Origin of the sequence: Stenotrophomonas maltophilia group sp. Smal17, assembly GCF_030237045.1 — a bacterium.
Lineage (GTDB): Bacteria > Pseudomonadota > Gammaproteobacteria > Xanthomonadales > Xanthomonadaceae > Stenotrophomonas > Stenotrophomonas forensis.
The window spans coordinates 8,471-25,154 of sequence record NZ_JASJSU010000038.1 but is presented as its reverse complement, the minus strand read 5'-3'; the positions used below and the strand labels follow the sequence as shown (position 1 = coordinate 25,154).

The 16,684-nt window shown below is 65.5% G+C and carries 11 protein-coding genes; all 11 read right to left on the bottom strand.

Annotation, left to right across the window (positions count from 1 at the left end; genetic code table 11):
• Positions 1–18: 18 nt before the first annotated feature.
• On the bottom strand, positions 19–3,843 hold the full coding sequence (locus tag QRO93_RS11935) for an ESPR-type extended signal peptide-containing protein (RefSeq protein ID WP_180879997.1): 3,825 nt from the start codon (positions 3,841–3,843) through the stop codon (positions 19–21).
• A 69-nt stretch (positions 3,844–3,912) separates the two neighbouring features.
• Complete coding sequence (locus QRO93_RS11930) at positions 3,913–4,620, bottom strand: pilus assembly protein (RefSeq protein WP_180879999.1); 708 nt, start codon at positions 4,618–4,620, stop codon at positions 3,913–3,915.
• Positions 4,621–4,640: 20 nt separating this feature from the next.
• Complete coding sequence (locus tag QRO93_RS11925) at positions 4,641–5,783, bottom strand: CfaE/CblD family pilus tip adhesin (protein ID WP_180880001.1); 1,143 nt, start codon at positions 5,781–5,783, stop codon at positions 4,641–4,643.
• Positions 5,780–8,512 carry a TcfC E-set like domain-containing protein gene (locus tag QRO93_RS11920; protein WP_180880003.1) on the bottom strand — a complete coding sequence of 911 codons (2,733 nt, stop codon included), beginning with the start codon at positions 8,510–8,512 and terminating at the stop codon, positions 5,780–5,782. Before QRO93_RS11920 ends, QRO93_RS11925 begins: the two co-directional genes overlap by 4 nt.
• 53 nt (positions 8,513–8,565) lie before the next feature.
• Complete coding sequence (locus tag QRO93_RS11915; RefSeq protein WP_180880005.1) at positions 8,566–9,075, bottom strand: CS1 type fimbrial major subunit; 510 nt, start codon at positions 9,073–9,075, stop codon at positions 8,566–8,568.
• 414 nt (positions 9,076–9,489) lie between these two features.
• The gene (locus QRO93_RS11910) at positions 9,490–10,566 is read right to left on the bottom strand and encodes a hypothetical protein (RefSeq protein WP_180880007.1); all 1,077 of its coding nucleotides are present in this window, start codon (positions 10,564–10,566) and stop codon (positions 9,490–9,492) included.
• A gap of 261 nt (positions 10,567–10,827) precedes the next feature.
• Complete coding sequence (locus QRO93_RS11905) at positions 10,828–12,105, bottom strand: citrate synthase (RefSeq protein ID WP_053512167.1); 1,278 nt, start codon at positions 12,103–12,105, stop codon at positions 10,828–10,830.
• 296 nt (positions 12,106–12,401) lie between these two features.
• The gene (locus tag QRO93_RS11900) at positions 12,402–12,644 is read right to left on the bottom strand and encodes a type B 50S ribosomal protein L31 (RefSeq protein ID WP_005410871.1); all 243 of its coding nucleotides are present in this window, start codon (positions 12,642–12,644) and stop codon (positions 12,402–12,404) included.
• 88 nt (positions 12,645–12,732) lie between these two features.
• Positions 12,733–13,671: a nucleoside hydrolase gene (locus QRO93_RS11895; RefSeq protein WP_180880009.1), complete on the bottom strand. Its 939-nt coding sequence runs from the start codon at positions 13,669–13,671 to the stop codon at positions 12,733–12,735.
• Positions 13,672–14,104: 433 nt separating this feature from the next.
• On the bottom strand, positions 14,105–16,216 hold the full coding sequence (gene recG / locus QRO93_RS11890; RefSeq protein ID WP_053450683.1) for an ATP-dependent DNA helicase RecG: 2,112 nt from the start codon (positions 16,214–16,216) through the stop codon (positions 14,105–14,107).
• Positions 16,217–16,223: 7 nt separating this feature from the next.
• Positions 16,224–16,610, bottom strand: coding sequence for a RidA family protein (locus QRO93_RS11885; RefSeq protein ID WP_005410875.1), 387 nt, complete (start codon positions 16,608–16,610; stop codon positions 16,224–16,226).
• Positions 16,611–16,684 lie beyond the last annotated feature (74 nt).

Here is a 16,684-nt window from a genome sequence, read left to right as displayed (position 1 = left end):
ACGCCGGGGCTCCATGGCTTACCAGCCGATACCCACACCCACGCCCACGCTGCGCTCACCGCTGTTGGTGAACGCACCATTGAGGCTGAAGGTGGCCGAGCCCTTGTCGTTCAACACGCGCTGGTAACCCACCGCCATCGCCGATTCGCCCTCGGCATAGCCCACGCCCGCACCGAGGCGGTTGTAGGTGGCCAGGCCGGCGGTGTTCATCGCCATCGCGGTCTGCGCGCTGCTCATCGCCGCCATGCGGTTGAATCGCTTGTCCATCTTGTTCAAGCGCGCATCCACTTCGCGGGCGATGCCATCGCTATAGTCGTTGGCGCGGGCCAGCATCTTCTCCAGCTCGGCGGTGTCGACCTGCGGCTTGGGTGATTCGGGCGATTCGGCCTTCGGCTGCGGCGCGGGCGAGGACTTCGGTGCGTTGCCGGTATCGGCGACGACCTTGTCGTCCTGCGTGGCGGGCGGCGTGGGTGCCGCTGCCTCCTGCTCGGTGGATGCCAGCGCCATGGCACGCGACTGCGGCGCCGGGCCCTGGCCCTCTACGCGCTGTTCCAGGCCATCGATGCGGCCGTTGAGCTGCCGCTGCACCGCGTGCAGCTGGCCGCCGTTGACCGCCTCTCGGCTGCCTGCGGCGATCAGGCCGTTGGCCACGTTGGAGATGACCATGCCCTGCGCACCGGCGAGGGTGAGCTGGTTGAAGCCATCGGCACGGGCGGTGGCGGTGTCCTGGAAGATGGAACGGAGCTGGCCTTCCATGCCGTCGACGCGGGAGGTGGTACGGAGGACGGCGCCATCGAGGATGGCCAGTGCGCCGCCTACGGTGCGCTGGTCGGTGTTCTGGACTCTGTAGGTGGGGGCCGTCACGTTGCCGTTGGCGTCCAGCTTGGCACCGCCGCCGAGGGTGGCGAGGCTTTCGTTCAACTGGCCGACGGTGGTGGCGTTGTGGTCGGCGGTGCCGCGGGCGATGTTGGTGAGGCGGCGTTGGAGCACACCGTCACCAAAGGATACCGTCAAGCTCTCAAGTGCAATGGATCCGTCACCGATGGATACCGCATTCAGCGCGCCCCTTTTAACGGCACTTGAAGTACCGAGCGCAAGTCCGCCGCGTTCTTCCACAACAGATCCTGTTCCCAAGGCAAAACCACCATCGGCTGCATCGTGAACCCAAGATGCACGCCCCAATGCCACCGAGTTCTCCCCCAGTGCACGTGAATAGCTGCCGAGGGCAACGGCGCCGTCCTTGCTCGGCGCAGCAACCGCAGAATCACCAAGCGCGATGCCAAGACGACCGGCCTTCGCCAACTCATCATCCAGAGGTGCACCGATTGCGATATGCCTATTCGCATCTTCAAGACCACCCAAGCGCATTACAGCATCCGAGATCGCAAGCTGAGCGCTAGCTACACGACCATTTGTTGCATCCAGCTGTGCACCGTTCACTGCATCGCTGCTGTTCACGCTCAGATCACCATCGGCCACCCCACTGATCTTTCGCTTGCCGTCGTTCTTGTTCCGTACATCTAGAACAGTTCCGCTGTTTTCCGAACCCATGCGAATATCACCGCCGACGCTGACCTGCTTGATCAATCCCTCCAATGTCACTGCCTTGGAAAGCGCACTGCTGGCACCGGTCTGCGCATCGCGTGCAAGCTTGTCCGTGGTGAAGAGCTGCGCACCGGTCACAGCCTCATTACTGGTCGAGGTAACGCTGCCAGTGGCCACATTGACGATCTTCCGCTTGATGCTGGTGCTACCCACCGACACCTGGTCCTGAGCACTGGTCGTGGAACCCGAGCCAAGCGCAACCGAGCGCAGATGGCTGGCGGTGCTGCCATAACCCAGGGCCATCGCCCCGACCCCGCCGGAGGCATTGGCATTGCGACCAATGGCCAGCAGATCCTCCTGCGGTCCGGTCTTAGCCATGGTTCCGATGGCGATGCTGTGCTTGGAGGTAACAGATTCGACGCCGGCGCGGTCGCCGATGGCGATGGCTCCCTCCGCCAGTGCTTTGGCCGTACGGCCCATCGCGGTTGCAGCCGTGCCGCTGGCCTCGGTGTAGATGCCGCTGGCCAGCGCACCCGTGCCGGTTGCCTTTGCCTTGGTTGTATCGCTACCGACCGTACCATTAGCCAATAGGTAGGATGAGGCCTTGACCTGGGACAGTGCAGCATCCGCCGCTACCTTAGCGCCCTGCGCAGTGGTGTTGGTATCGAACAGCTGGTTACCGGTCACCGCCTCGCTGCTGCCCTTGGCGACGAGGCCATCAGCTATGTTCACGATCTTGCGTTGCACGCTCGCATTGCCAACAGATACCTGATTGATGCCGGTGGTGATGGAATCATTGCCCAAGGCAACGGAACCAGTGTGAGAGGCCTTGGCGAGGCCGCCAAACGCCAACGAGTTGTCTGCGCTTGCGTTTGCCCCGAATCCAAAGCTGGCAGCGCCGGCACCACCGGCCTGGGACGAGTTGCCCACGGCAATGCTGGAGCCACCGTACGCCCGGCTGTACTCACCCAACGCAATACTGTTCGCCGCAGATGCGTCCGAGCGATAGCCCAGCGCAACCGCGTTCTTCGCCTTGGCCAATGCCTGGTAACCCACAGCTACTGCATACTCACCTGCATTGGTGCTCGCCCCCAGCGCTGTTCCGTAACTGCTGCTGGCCGTCGCGGTCTGCCCCAGCGCCAGCGACACGCCACTCAACTGAGCGGTTGTCGCGTCAGCCTTGCGCATTGCCGCGGTCGCCGTTGCGTCACCGCGGGTAGCGAGGCGATCGGTCGCATACAACTGGCGGCCATTGACTGCCTCAAGGCTGCTGGTGGTCACCTGGCCATCTGCCACGCCGGTAATGCGTCGACTGCCCCCACTGCTGTTGCGGATATCGAGAAGCGCACCGCTGTTGCTTCCACCGAGGCGGACCGTGCTACTACTCGACGTCTGATTGAGCAGCCCTTCGCGTACGTTGGCCTTCGCGAGCGCGCTATCCGCGTAGCTCTTCGCAGTATTGGCCGTTGTCTGCGCATTGCTGGCGGTTGTCTGCGCGTTGTTTGCGGTGTATCGCGCAGTATTGGCAATACCCTCCACGGTCGCGACGTTACGGTTTGTGATTGACCATTGGTTGACGTTCACCGCGTCGGTACCCTCGACGCCTTCGCCGACATTCATGATCCTTCGCTCGTAGCCCCGGGAGCCCACCGATACGGACCTGGACGCGTAGGTAACCGAGTTTGCGCCGATGGCGACAGACTCCGAGTAGGTGGCGCGCGCACCGCTGCCGATCGCAAGCGCATTACCTGAAGTTGCCTGCGCATCATGACCAAGCGCGGTTGACCCTTTTCCGCTGGCGTACGCTTTGGTACCAAGGGCGGTGCCATGCCCACCAAACGCCCTGGCGAAGTGCCCTACGGCAGTAGCGTAGCCGCCGCTGGTTTCTGCGTAGTTACCCAAACCAGTGGATTCGGTGCCGTAGATCTGTGCGCGCGAGCCAAGTGCCAGAACATCAGCGCCGCTGACACGTGCATCGGCGTAGTTTCCGCTCATTACAATCGCCATCTGATCGTACCTCCCGCGCGGTGCGATGGCCGATGCGACAGAGTTCGGCGCCGCGAAGGACAACAGGGGGATCAACTCCTTCTGAACCCGCAACGTTCCGGCACTGGATTCCGAAGCCAGCTCCAGGTCATCCGTTTCACTGGCCGCAAAGGCCCCACCTGCCGTCGTCAGCAGAAGTGCGGACATCAGCACCCGCGTCTGCGCGGGCTTGCCGCGCGGCGAGCTCAGCTCACTGGCCACTACCCAGCACTGCCGGGCGGCATTCCAGATACGTCGATAGATGCGGTTCATTGAAGCTCCTTAACAACACGGGGAAAAATCGGCCCGCGCGGGTGCGCAGGTCAAAGAATGGGAATGGACTCAGCCTGCCGACGCGGCGACGGTCTGCACGTGCTCGCGGTAGCCGTCGCGGGTGAGGCGATAGCGGAGCTGCAGGGTGCTGCCGGGCTTGGGCTGGAACGGAAGTTCCAGCGCGGCATCCGGATATAGGCTGTGCGAGACGTCGTGGGCAGTGCAGGCACCCGCACTGCTGCACTCGGCCACGCTGGTGATGCCGACGCGCAGCGTCCCGGTGTTGTGCAGGGTGTTGCCCTGCAGGCGCAGCGCCACCTCGCCATCGGCGGGCAACACGTTCACCAGGGCACCCCAGACCAAGCTGACGCCCACGTTGGCTTGTGATCCGCCCTCGCCTTCACGCTCGATTTCTTCCGGCCCGCGCACACCCTCGAAATAGATGCGGTAAGCGGTTTCCTTCTCCACGCTCTGCAGCGGAATCAGGCGGATCAGCCGATTGCCACCGCCAGACAAGGCGAACTTTCCCGGGGTGATGGTGATGGCAGCCTCGTGTGGCTCCACCTCGACCTCGCGCTCGTTCTCACTGGCCGGGTTGTCGATGCGCCGCAGCGCGGCCTGCACGTACTGCGGCTGGGTGGACTGCGAGTACACGCGAATCTGCGCGCTGCGCTTGCCTTCAATCGAGGTGCGCATGGGATGGATGGTCAGGTTGGCCTGGGCCGGCAGTGCAACCAGCAGGACCAACGGCAGCAGAGAGAGAGCGATCTTTTTCATGGGAGGTTCCGTTGAGGAGATCAGGGGCGAACCGTGGGCACGCGCAGTTCGACCTTCAGTTCGCCGCTATAGACGCCCTGGCGTTTGCTGCTGGAAGGGAATTGCGGCGTGAGCAGGGTCAACGGCGTGGGCACGCAGTACACCGGCTGGTCGAGCTTGGGCAGCTTGACCAGGCGCAGTGCGGTGCTGTCGACGCCGTGCAGTTGCTCCTCCACACCGTTGCGCATGCGCCGCCTGTTGCCGGCGTAGTCGAGCAGCACGTCGAAGTCCACGCGCTCGCTCTCGTCACCGGTGGTATCCGGATGCCAGACCGAGAAGCCATCACCGCCGGATGGGTGTGGGCCAGCGTCGCGCACGGTAACGCCCAGGTACTCGCTACTTGAGCCGACACCGTCGTACAGGCACATATCGACGTCCTTGCGCCCGCCGATCATCTTGGCGATCGGGTCGTAACGCAGATCCAGATTGACGTGCGCGTTGCCGTACTCGAACGCCGGCAGGTAGATCGAGACCGCGTCGTGATCGGTGACCGTGAAATCGAAATTGAAGACGTAAGTGGCGAGGTGTTCTGCGGGCGGGCGGCGCAGGCGGAGTTCGAGCGTTCCTTTCCAGTGGCCCGCAGTAAGACGCTGCAGGCTTCGCTGACTGACCAGAAGCACGCCTCCGGTTCCCACAGTCGGATTGCTGAAGCAGCCAACTCCGAAGGAAGACTCCGCCGTTTGCAGTGGAGTCCTCCAATAGTCTGCGAAACAGCTACGAACATTATCTATGCGCTCTATGGCGACAGAGACTTCAAGATCAGATCGAAGTCCGCTTCGCTGTTCGGCGAAGCTTGTAGCGACCTCGCTGAAGACAGTTGTTGTCGTCGCATGTGTATCCTCAACAGCACACCGCCCTGTCGCCGAATCACTCGCCGAAGCGCACGTCAGAAACAGCGCTCCATACTGTTTCGCAGGATCCAGATGATCATGCGCGATCAGCGTCCGGCGCGGCCACACCTCGATATCCCCGGGCATCGCTGAGCGATCCCAGCTCATCACGATGTCCTGGGTGATCACGCCAGTCGGCGGATCCATCTGCGGCGGTCGTTGCGCAAAGGCTCTCGGCACCACCACAGCCAACGCACTCACCACCATCCAAGCAAACATCACACGCCGCTTCATGGCGTTTCTCCTGTAGCAGCGGTCTGCGGTACAACCGCGATCAAGGCCTGTTCCTGCAGCAGCCGGGTCACCCGTGCCTGCTGGCGGATCTCCGCCGGCAGCTGCGCCACCGCAAGCGGCTCGCACTGCACTGCGCCCACCAGCAGCACCACGCTGCGACGTTCGCGCACTTGCAGCGGGCACTGCAGCAGGCGGTCGTCCTGCAGCAGGTAGAGGGTCTTTTCCCTGCGCGGGAAGTCGGCCACGAAGCCGCCGTTGGCGCTGGTGCCGGCGACCGGTGCGTTGAGAATGCGCGCGCCGCCCAGTGGCAGTCCGGCAACATCGCGCGCACTGCCGACGAAGGTGTAGGTCACCTCGATCGGCACCGGCATCCGAACCAGTCGGCCGGGCGACAGGAACAACGGGCGCATGCCGGATACGCCGCTCACCCGCACCGAGGCGATGCCATCCACCGTGCTCGCGTCCTGCAGGTCAGCACGGTGCGACTGGTAGGCCTGCAGCGGCATCAGCCGGCGCTCGCCCAGGTTCAGGCGCTGGCGGCGCGAGCCCCCCACCTGCAGTTCGGCAGCCACGCCACGCAGGTCGAAATCGTCGGTGTCGTCCACCTGCACGGCCAGGCCGGCATCGGCGGTGGCTCCGCCGCCCCAGTAGAGGCCGCGACGGCTCAGCGCAAAACTGGAGGCATGGTTGGCGCTGTAGGAAAATTCGCTGCGTCCCGGCTGGCGATAACCACCGACGGTGACGCCGGTCTGGCCCCAGGGGTTCTGCAGCTGGCCGCCCACGGTCGCGCTGTAGCGTTCGTTGTTGGTGGCGCGCAGTTCGGCATTGGCTTCGCGGTAGGTGGCATCCACCTCCTGCCGCAGGCTCTGCGCCACGCTGTAGGTCACGTCCGGGCGCTGGTGTTCGGGCTGGCGCGCATCCACGGCGTAGCGCCGCTGCGAGCTGCCGCGCTCGCCGTTCTGCAGGCGGCTCAGGGCGAAGCTGAGGAACACGCCCCTGTCGCGGCTGGAGGGCGTGTTGGTGTTGCCGTCGTTGTGCTGCTTCCATACGCCGGCACGGCTGGACACGCTGAACTCACCCCAGCGGTCGGTACGGCTGTAGCTGGCCTGCCACGTACGGCTGCGCTGGGCTTCGCGGCGCGGGCGCAGCGGGTCGGGTGGCAGCCACGGCAGCAGGCCTTCCAGGGGATCTTCGTCGAAGCCGGGCAACGCCTGCGCGGGGCGCCAGGTCTGGCGGCGCGTATAGCCCACGTAGGCACTGCCTCCGGCCAACGGCAAAGACATCGAGCCGCTGAGCGAGTCGCTGCAGCCCAGGCGGTCCCGGCTGTCATCCTGGAAGCGGCAGGCATTGCCGCGCATGCGCTGCTGGTACAGATTCCACGACGCACGCCGGCGATACGACAGTTGATGCTGCTGGCCGCTGCTGCCGTCACTGCCACGCAGCACGCTGAAGGCGCCGCGCAGTTCCTGGGTCGCGAACTGGCGGCGCACGTCCAGGCGCAGTTCGCCGTAGCTGAAACCGGCGATGTCGGCCACGCCCGCGGTCAGCGCCAGGTCGCGCGCCAGAGGAAAGCGGACACCGGCCTGCAGCGCGCGCTCGCCGTCACCGCTGCGGCTGCGGCGCTCGTCGCGCTGCCCGCCCTGCACGAACCACTGCAGTCGCGTATCGGTCCAGTCACCGCCCTTGTCGAACGGTGCATCCTCGCTGCGTACCAGCACGCCGTCTTCGTAGATGCGCAGGGTGACGCTGTAGCTGCCCATCGGGAAACTGCGGGTATCCAGCTGATTGACGCCGGCCTGCAGATAGAAGGTCTGCAGCAGCCGCTCGCCCTCGAAGGCATCCACGCGCGCATCGCGTGCCAGCAGCACGGTGAGCGGCGAGGCCTGCATCGCACCGTCGGCGTCCACGTAAGCGTAGGTGGTGCCGGCACGCACACCACGGAAGCGGTCCAGCGGCAGCATGCCGAATGCAAAGGTGCCGCCCTGGGTGCTGGACAGGTTGCGCCGGTCCATCAGGCCGACCTGCAGGTAGTGCTCCTGGCCGAGGTCGTGGCGGTAATACGCGCTGTCCAGCTGGAAGTCATCGCGGCTGCCGCTGCGGCGGTAGTGCTGGCGGTTGTAGTTCCACTCACCCGCCACATGCCCGCGCTTGAACAGGCCCAGCGTGCCCGCGCCCTGCGCGCTCAGCGATTGATAGTCGCGGCCACCGCTGATGTTGAAGGTCTGCCGGTGCAGCCAGGCGTTCTCTGCGTTGGCGGTGACGTTGTGGAAGCGATGCGCATCCGGTGTCTGCCCGGGAATCCACTGCTGGGCAATGAACAGGCGCAGCACGCCTTCGCCTTCGTCATACAGCGCGTGCACAGCCGCAGGATCTTCCGGCGGTGCCATGTAGCCGCAGCCAGCCGCAGCGCCGCCAAAACGGCAGGCCAGATGACTGTTGCGGGGCATCGGCTGCGACAGCGCCGGCAGCAGTGCGGCCTGCGCTTCCGCGGAAAGGCCCAGCGCCTGGGCCACGCGCTGCGGCTCCAGCAGCTGCACCTCGTCCAGCGTCACCCGCACCGGCGACAGCCCGGCCGATTGGCCGAACAGGCTGACGTCCAGCTGCTCGGTCTGGCCTTCCACCAGATCTTCAAAGCCAGCGGGGACGCTGCGGGCGTGGGCCAGCGTTGGCGCTAACGCCAGGGCGAGCGCCATCGCCAGCCGGGTCACGGCGGGTGCGGGAGAATTCATTCGGGGAAATCGCGTTGGAAGGCCGGCCCGTGCTGACGGGCCGGCGGGGTTGCTTACGGGCTGGTGGCCTTCTGGGCCATGACGATGACGGCCATGCCGTCGTAATCGCCAGCGACGATTTCGCCCTGGGTCGTCTGCTCAAGACTCAGCGGCAACATGATCGAACGGCCCTGGACGGCGCCATCGAAAATGTCGGTTGCTTTCAGATCCTGCGCGGCCGTGGTCAGCGTCATGCCGTTGAGGATCACGGTCATCGGCACCGGCCTTGCACCCGGATTGCCCAGAGTGGGCCGCAGTTCGAGATCACTGCCCAGCTTCACTTCGATGTCCTTGCTTTCATCGTTGGAGAAAATGCGGGTGTTTTCCTTCCACGGGCGCAGGCCGATGCCAGGCAGATAATCCAGCTGCACCGAGTCCGGCAGCGCGGACCCGTCTTCCTTCTGGAAGGCGAGCGTGGCATCCACGTTGGCGTAGACGGTGATGTGCGCATCGATGGCAAATGCGGACGTGGAAACGGTAGCCAGCGCTGCAGCGAGCGCGGCTTTCTTGATGATGGCGTTCATGGGGCGTGTCTCTCTCGGACAGGAAACGTGAAAGCTCCCCTCCCCTGAAAGAGGAGGGAAGCGCCGCCCGCGGAGGTGGATGCGGGCGACGGAGAGAATGTTAGAAATCCATTGCCCCACAAACCATTCAAGCATTCCTAAAACGCTGAACGTTGTTGATAATTCTTGAAGCCGCTCAAGGTTTGGGAATTACTCAATATCTCTCATGCTGTTTTTGCAACATTTCTCATTGCTCTGCGCAAACATCATGAAACGCTCGATCCAGAATGGCTCAGGCCGCCTTGCGGCGGCCCGAGGATTCATGCGTTACGCAATCATCAGAAGAAGATCGCGTACAGGATCAGCAGTGGGATCGGAACGCCCAGCAGCCACAGCAACAACATCTTCATATCCGTTCTCCTGAAGCAATGGGAATTACAGGTCGCGGCGACGGCCGCCCCAGGTGGCGCTGAGGCTGGCGAAGAACGCGCCGATCAGCAGGGTGATGAACAGCCAGAGTGCGGCGTACGCCGTCGCCTTGCGTGCATCGTCGGCGGCCTGCTTGGCCGTGGTCTTGGCCTTCTCCAGCGCCGCACGCATGCGCGTCTGCACGTCGGTCACGCGGGCCTGCGCTTCGGCTTCGCTCATGCCGGTTTCGCGGGCAATCAGCTGTGACAGGTACTGGGTATCGGCCGGGTCAAGGCCATCGCCCTGCAGGCTGTTGACGATGATGCGGTTCACTTCCGCACGCACCTCGCGGCGATCGCCGCCGGGGCCACCCGCCATCGGGCGCGGCGGCGGCGTCATGCCGGCCGGACGCGGACCGGCGTTCGGTGCCGCCGGCGGCGGCGGTGCGGCCGGATCGTTCATCGCACCCGGTGCCGGCGGCGCCCCTGCCTCCGGTGCGCCCGGAGCCGGGCGAGCCGCGCTGCGGAACAGCGAATCGACCCAATAGTTGAGGTCGCCTTCCTGCGCATTGCCGGCAGCGGCGGTACCTGCTGCTGCCGTGACAACGCCTGCCGTCGACGCGGCTGCACCGGCCGTGGCACCGGCGACCTTGGCGCCCGCCCCCAGTACGCCACCGATGGCCGAGGTCAGCAGGCCGGCGGTAAGCAGCGTGGCCACCGCCCACGACACGAAACCATGCGCGGTGTCGCGGAAGTAGGTTTCATCACCGTGGATCAGCGTCCACTTGGTACGCAGGCGACCGGCCAGGTAGCCACCCAGTCCCGAGGCGGCCAGTGCGGTGAAGGTGAGCCAGGCGATGCTGGACCAGCCGAAGGTTTCCTTGCTGACACCTTCGAACGACCACGGCGACACCGACGACAGGCCGAGGCCGACGCCAAGGATCAGCAGGATGAGGGACAGGGCCGCGGCAGCGACGGCACCGGCAAAGATCGCGCCCCAGGACACCGCGCTTTCGCTGGCGGGCGGAACGATGGGGGCGGTGACGACGGTGGCGACGTCGGGGCCGAGCGGTCCGCGCTCGGGTGGATCAAATCGGGTACTCATCGGGATGGACGCTCCGTTTCAAGGGCTGCGAATGCAGCTGGCGTCCTGAGGCTGCGCGAGCCGTTGTGAAGCGGATGAGACCCTTGAATCACGCGGTCTTGGCGCGGTGGTGGTTCAACGCCCGTCGAGCCCGGTAGATCCAGGCGATGCGTGGATGGCTTGCGCGGGATGCGTGCCAACCAAGGTTGGCACCTACCAACGCCAGGCAAAAAAAACGCCCCGCGGATGCGGGGCGTCTTCAGCACAACCTACTGCGGGCGATCAGCCCTGGTAGTCGCGCACGTCGCTGCCGGTGTAGACCTGGCGCGGACGGCCGATCTTCATTTCCGGATCGACCTGCTGTTCCAGCCAATGCGACACCCAGCCGGAGGTACGGCCCAGGGCGAACATGACGGTGAACATTTCGGTCGGGATCTGCAGCGCCTTGTAGATGATGCCGCTGTAGAAATCGACGTTCGGGTACAGCTTGCGGGCGACGAAGTATTCGTCCTGCAGCGCGGCCTGTTCCAGCTTCACGGCCACGTCCAGCAGCGGATCCTGCACGCCCAGCTGCTTGAGCACCTTGCCGGTCATCTCACCGATGACCTTGGCGCGCGGGTCGAAGTTCTTGTAGACGCGGTGGCCGAAGCCCATCAGGCGGAAGCCGGAGGTCTTGTCCTTGGCCTTGAGCACGGCGGACTCGACGTTGTCGGCAGTGCCGATTTCTTCCAGCATCTTCAGCACGGCTTCGTTGGCACCGCCGTGGGCCGGACCCCACAGCGCGGTGACGCCCGCAGCGACCGACGCATACGGGTTGGCACCGGTCGAACCGACCAGGCGCACGGTCGAGGTCGACGCGTTCTGCTCGTGGTCGGCATGCAGGATGAACAGCAGGTCCAGCGCCTTGACCACGTCCTGGTTCAGCTCGTACTGGCCGTCGGCCGACTCGAAGGTCTGCTTCAGGAAGCGGCTGACGTAATCCAGCGAGGTGTCCGGCTTGTTGGCCGGCAGGCCCTTGCCGTGGCGGTAGATCAGCGCCGACAGGGTCGGCACCTTGGCGATCAGGCGCACGGCGGCCTGGCGGCGCTGTTCGGCGTCGGACAGGTCCAGCGAGGCGTGGTAGATGCCCGACAGCTGCGCGATGGCGGCGGTCAGGATGGCCATCGGGTGGGCATCCTTGGCGAAGCTGCCGATCAGGGTGTTGATCGACGCATCGACATTGGCTTCGGCCGCCAGCTCGTCGGTGAAGGCCTTCAGCTGCTCGGCGCTCGGGCGCTCGCCGTTGATCAGCAGGTAGGCCACTTCGACGTAGCTCGACTTTTCCGACAGCTGTTCGATCGGGTAGCCGCGATACAGCAGCACGCCCTTGTCGCCGTCGATGTAGGTGATGGCGGACTTGCAGCTGGCCGTCGCGGTGAAGCCGGAATCGTAGGTGAAATACCCCGTTTCCTTGGTCAGCTTCGCGATGTCGACGCAGTCGTTGCCAAGGGTGGGTTTGATGACGGGCAGAACGACGGACTTATCGCCGGCGTTGAGCGTGACCTGATCAAGATCGGACACTGTGTGCGCTCCTTCATGGGAAGGCGCCTGCCCAAGCGCATTGGTCAGGCACGTGAATGACGTCCTCGGCCTGTGCCGGGGATCACGCCATTATCGCACAGCAGCATTTGCCCGGCGCTAGACAGAAGTCGTAGACGACAGGCGGCCAGAACCCGGCCATTGAGCGGCCCGGATCGGCAAAAGCGTTGTCACACGAACGCAGTGTTCCGTCCATCCAAACGCCCGTTGGGCAGGCGTTGGGGAAAAACAAACGGCCGCGCAGAGCGCGGCCGTCGGTTCGAAGCTGGATCGACAGATCAGCGCGCGTAGCGCTTCTGGAACTTGTCGATACGGCCCGAGGTGTCGATGACCTTGTGCTTGCCCGTGTAGAACGGGTGCGAAGCCGAGGAAATTTCAACCTTGACCAGCGGGTATTCGTTGCCGTCTTCCCACTGGATGGTTTCCTTCGTCGCCATGGTCGAGCGGGTCAGGATCTTGAAATCGGAGGTGACGTCATGGAAGACGACGTCGCGGTAGTTCGGATGGATATCGGCCTTCATGGGCTCACACCGTAAATGGGCTGGTGGTCAAGAGCGGCATTATAAGCACCGGTTGCCGCCCGGGGCAACCGGTACCGGGACATCGACCTCAGTCCGCGCCCAGGGCCTGGCGTACCAGGGCCTCGAAACGCTGCTGGTCGTAGGCCATCAGCAGATCGCAGTTGTCCGGCTGGCCGGTCTGGCGGTTCCAGTCGACGATGGTGGCACCGCGGCTGAACGTGCCGTTCAGTTCCACGTTCAGCGGCCGCGACTCGACCTGCAGCTGCCCTTCCGGGTTCAACGCCCAGGCCATGGCCACCGCGTCGGCGGTATACCAGCGGCCCCCCTTGCTGTCCTCGGACAGGCCACGGGTCTTGCGCGAGATCAGCTCGTAGAAGCGGGCGCGATCGGAATCGGCCTGCAGCCACTTCTCGGCATCCTGCAGCGGCAGGCCATGGGCGACGGTGGCTTCCCAGTCCGATACCAGCAGGTGCCTGAACGAGGTGAACACCACATGCGCCGCTTCCGGGTCGAAAGCGATGTTGAATTCGGCGGCCGGGGTGATGTTGCCGTGGCAGGTGACCGCGCCGCCCATCACCACGATGCGCTTGATGCGCTGGGGCAGGGTCGGGTCCAGCTTCAGCGCCAGCGCCAGGTTGGTCAGCGGGCCGAGCATCACCAGCATCAGTTCGCCGGCGTGTTCGTGCGACAGGCGCAGGATGGCCAGCGCGGCATGTTCGGCTTCGGCCTGGCGGCTCGGCGGCGGCAGCTCCACGTCGCCGTAACCATCACGGCCATGTACGTGGGCAGCGTCGACGGAGGGATGCAGCAGCGGATCCGGGCTGCCGGCAAACACCGGCACGTCGGCGCGGCCAACGATGTCGCAGAGCTTGAGGGCGTTGCGGACGGTGTACTGCAGGCCGACATTGCCGGCGGCGATGGTCAGGGCGACCACGTCATGCCGTTCATCGGCAAAGGCCATCAGCAGGGCCAGGGCGTCGTCCACACCGGGGTCGGTGTCGATCAACAGGGGGATCTTGTGGGTCATCGTTGCCGTCTTCAGATCGGCAACGAAGTGTGGACCGGGATGATGACCGTTGCAAGTACGGGGGTTGGGGTTCGGCAGGGCTGCGCCCTGCACCCGCCGAATCAACGGCAAACGCCAGAGCAACGGCAAAAGCTGGTTTCCTGGGGGATGGCGGGGTGGGTCCGATGACGGGGGACGCTGCAAGTACGTCCATGTAAGCTCGGTCGCCGCATCCATGCGGCTCACGCCCCCGCAACCGGACCCACCCCGCCTTCGACAGATTTCTGCTGCTGGTGGGTGTCGACCTTGGTCGACACGCTGCTGTTGGTAGGTGTCGACCTTGGTCGACACTTCCATGGATTGGTCGAAAAGGCTCTCTGTAGAGTCGAGCCATGCTCGACTCACGCGTGCAGCGTGGATGTGTGGGCCAAGGTCCACACCCACCCAAGCGGCATTACGCCGAGGCGTAGCGCACGGCGGTGCCGATCCAGCGTTGCACCACGCGGTCGGCCAGTGCGGGTTGCTGGGCCAGCAGGCGTTCGGCGAGGTCGTGCACGCCGGGCAGCAGGCCGGCGTCGCGGGCCAGGTCGGCAATGCGGAATCCGGCCAGTCCGGTCTGACGGGTGCCGAGCAGTTCGCCGGGGCCGCGCAGCTCCAGGTCCTTCTCGGCGATGACGAAACCATCGTTGGTTTCGCGCATGGTCTGCAGGCGCTCGCGCGCCATCTGCGAGAGCGGCGCCTGGTACAGCAGCACGCAGCGCGACACGGCCGATCCACGGCCGACACGGCCACGCAGCTGGTGCAGCTGGGCCAGGCCCAGCCGCTCGGCGTTCTCGATCACCATCAGCGAGGCATTGGGTACGTCCACGCCCACTTCGATGACGGTGGTCGCCACCAGCAGGTCGATCTCGCCGGCCTTGAACGCCACCATCGTCGCCAGCTTCTCGGCCGCCTTCAGGCGGCCATGCACCAGCCCGACGCGCACGCCCGGCAGCAGCGCCTGCAGCGATTCGTAGGTGGCCTGCGCGGGCGTTGCATCCAGCTCTTCGCTTTCCTCGATGAGCGTGCACACCCAGTACACCTGCCGACCTTCCCGGCAGGCCAGCGCGATGCGCTCGATCAGCTCGGGGCGACGGTCGTTGTTGAGTGCCACGGTCTGCACAGGGGTGCGGCCGGGCGGCAGTTCGTCGATGGCCGACACGTCCAGATCGGCGTACTCGGACATCGCCAGCGTGCGCGGAATCGGCGTTGCGGTCATCACCAACTGGTGTGGCACGCTGTTGCCGCCCGCGCCCTTGTCGCGCAGGGCCAGGCGTTGGTGCACGCCGAAGCGGTGCTGCTCATCGACGATGGCCAGGGCCAGGTCCTGGAACACCACCGCGTCCTGCATAAGCGCGTGGGTACCGACCACCACCTGCGCCTCGCCGTTGGCGACCTGTTCCATCACCTTGGCGCGCGCCTTGCCGGTGACCTTGCCGGCCAGCCAGGCGATGCGCACGCCAAGCGGTTCCAGCCAGCCGCGCAGGTTGTTGAGATGCTGTTCGGCCAGCAGTTCAGTGGGCGCCGCCAATGCGACCTGCTTGCCCTGTTCCACCGCCAGCATCGCCGCCAGCGCAGCAACCACGGTCTTGCCGGAGCCGACGTCGCCCTGCACCAGCCGCAGCATCGGGCTGGGCCGCGACAGGTCTTCGCGGATCTGCTTGAACACGCGTGCCTGCGCACCTGTCAGCGCGAACGGCAGCTGCTTCAGCAGTGCTTTGGCCAGCGTGCCCGGGCCGGCCAGCGGCGGCGCGTGATGCGCCTGCAATGCGATGCGCTGGCGACGCAGGCTGAGGTGGTGCGCCAGCAGCTCTTCCATCGCCAGGCGACGCTGCGCCGGATGGGTGCCTGCGGCCAGCGCGGCCAGGTCGGCATCCGGCGGCGGCCGGTGCACGGTCAGCAGCGCGCTGCGCAGCGAGGGCAGCTTGAGGCCGTCCAGCCAGCCACTGGGCAGCAGTTCCAGCGTGCTTTCCTCGGGCAGGCGGTCCAGGGCCTGGCCGATCAGCTTGCGCATCGTCATCGGGCCAACGCCCTCGACGGTGGGATACACCGGGTCGAGGCGGTCGCCGAGTTCGGGATCGTCATTGCGGCCCAGCACCTGGTAGCTGGGGTGGACGATCTCCAGGCCGAGGTGGCCGGGCTTGGGCGTGCCAAAGCAGCGCAGCCGGTTGCCGACCGCGAACTGGCCGACCTGCTGCTGGCGGAAATGGAAGAAGCGCAGCACCAGGGTGCCCTGCCCTTCATCCTCCACCGCCACCTTCAGCATCGGCCGGTAGCGCATGCCGCGTTCAACCGCGACCACCCGCCCTTCCACCTGCGCCGGCACGCCGTTGCGCAGGTCTTCGATGCGGGTCAGCCGGGTGCGGTCTTCATAGCGCAGCGGCAGGTGAAGCCAGAGATCCTGCAGGGTGGCCAGGCCACGCGCCTGCAGTTTGGCGGCCACGGCCGGGCCCACGCCAGCGAGCATCGCCAGGGATGCTTCGCCGGACGGTGACAGGACCGGGGTGACCGCCGCCTTGCGTGCCACGTGGCGGTCAGTCGATGACCATCACCGCGTCGACCTCGAAGTTGGCGCCCTTCGGCAGGCCGGACACTTCGATGGTGGAACGGGCCGGGTACGGCGCCTGGAAGTAGTCCTGCATGACCGCGTTGACCTTGGCGAACTCGCCCAGATCGGTCAGGTACAGGCCCAGGCGCACGACCTTGTCCAGCGAGCCGCCAGCGGCTTCGGCCACGGCCTTGAGGTTGTCGAAGGCGCGACGGGCCTGGGCTTCGACGTCACCGGCGCCGACGATGTCGCCGGTAGCCGGGTCGAGCGGGATCTGCCCGGAGAAGTACACGGTATTGCCGGCGCGCACGGCCTGCGAGTACGGGCCGATGGCGGCGGGAGCCTTTTCGGTGTTGATGATCTGGCGGGACATGGGTCGCTCCGGAGCTTGGGGGAAACAGAGCGGTGATTGTAGCAACCCGGTAGTGGGGGGGGGGGGGGGGGGGG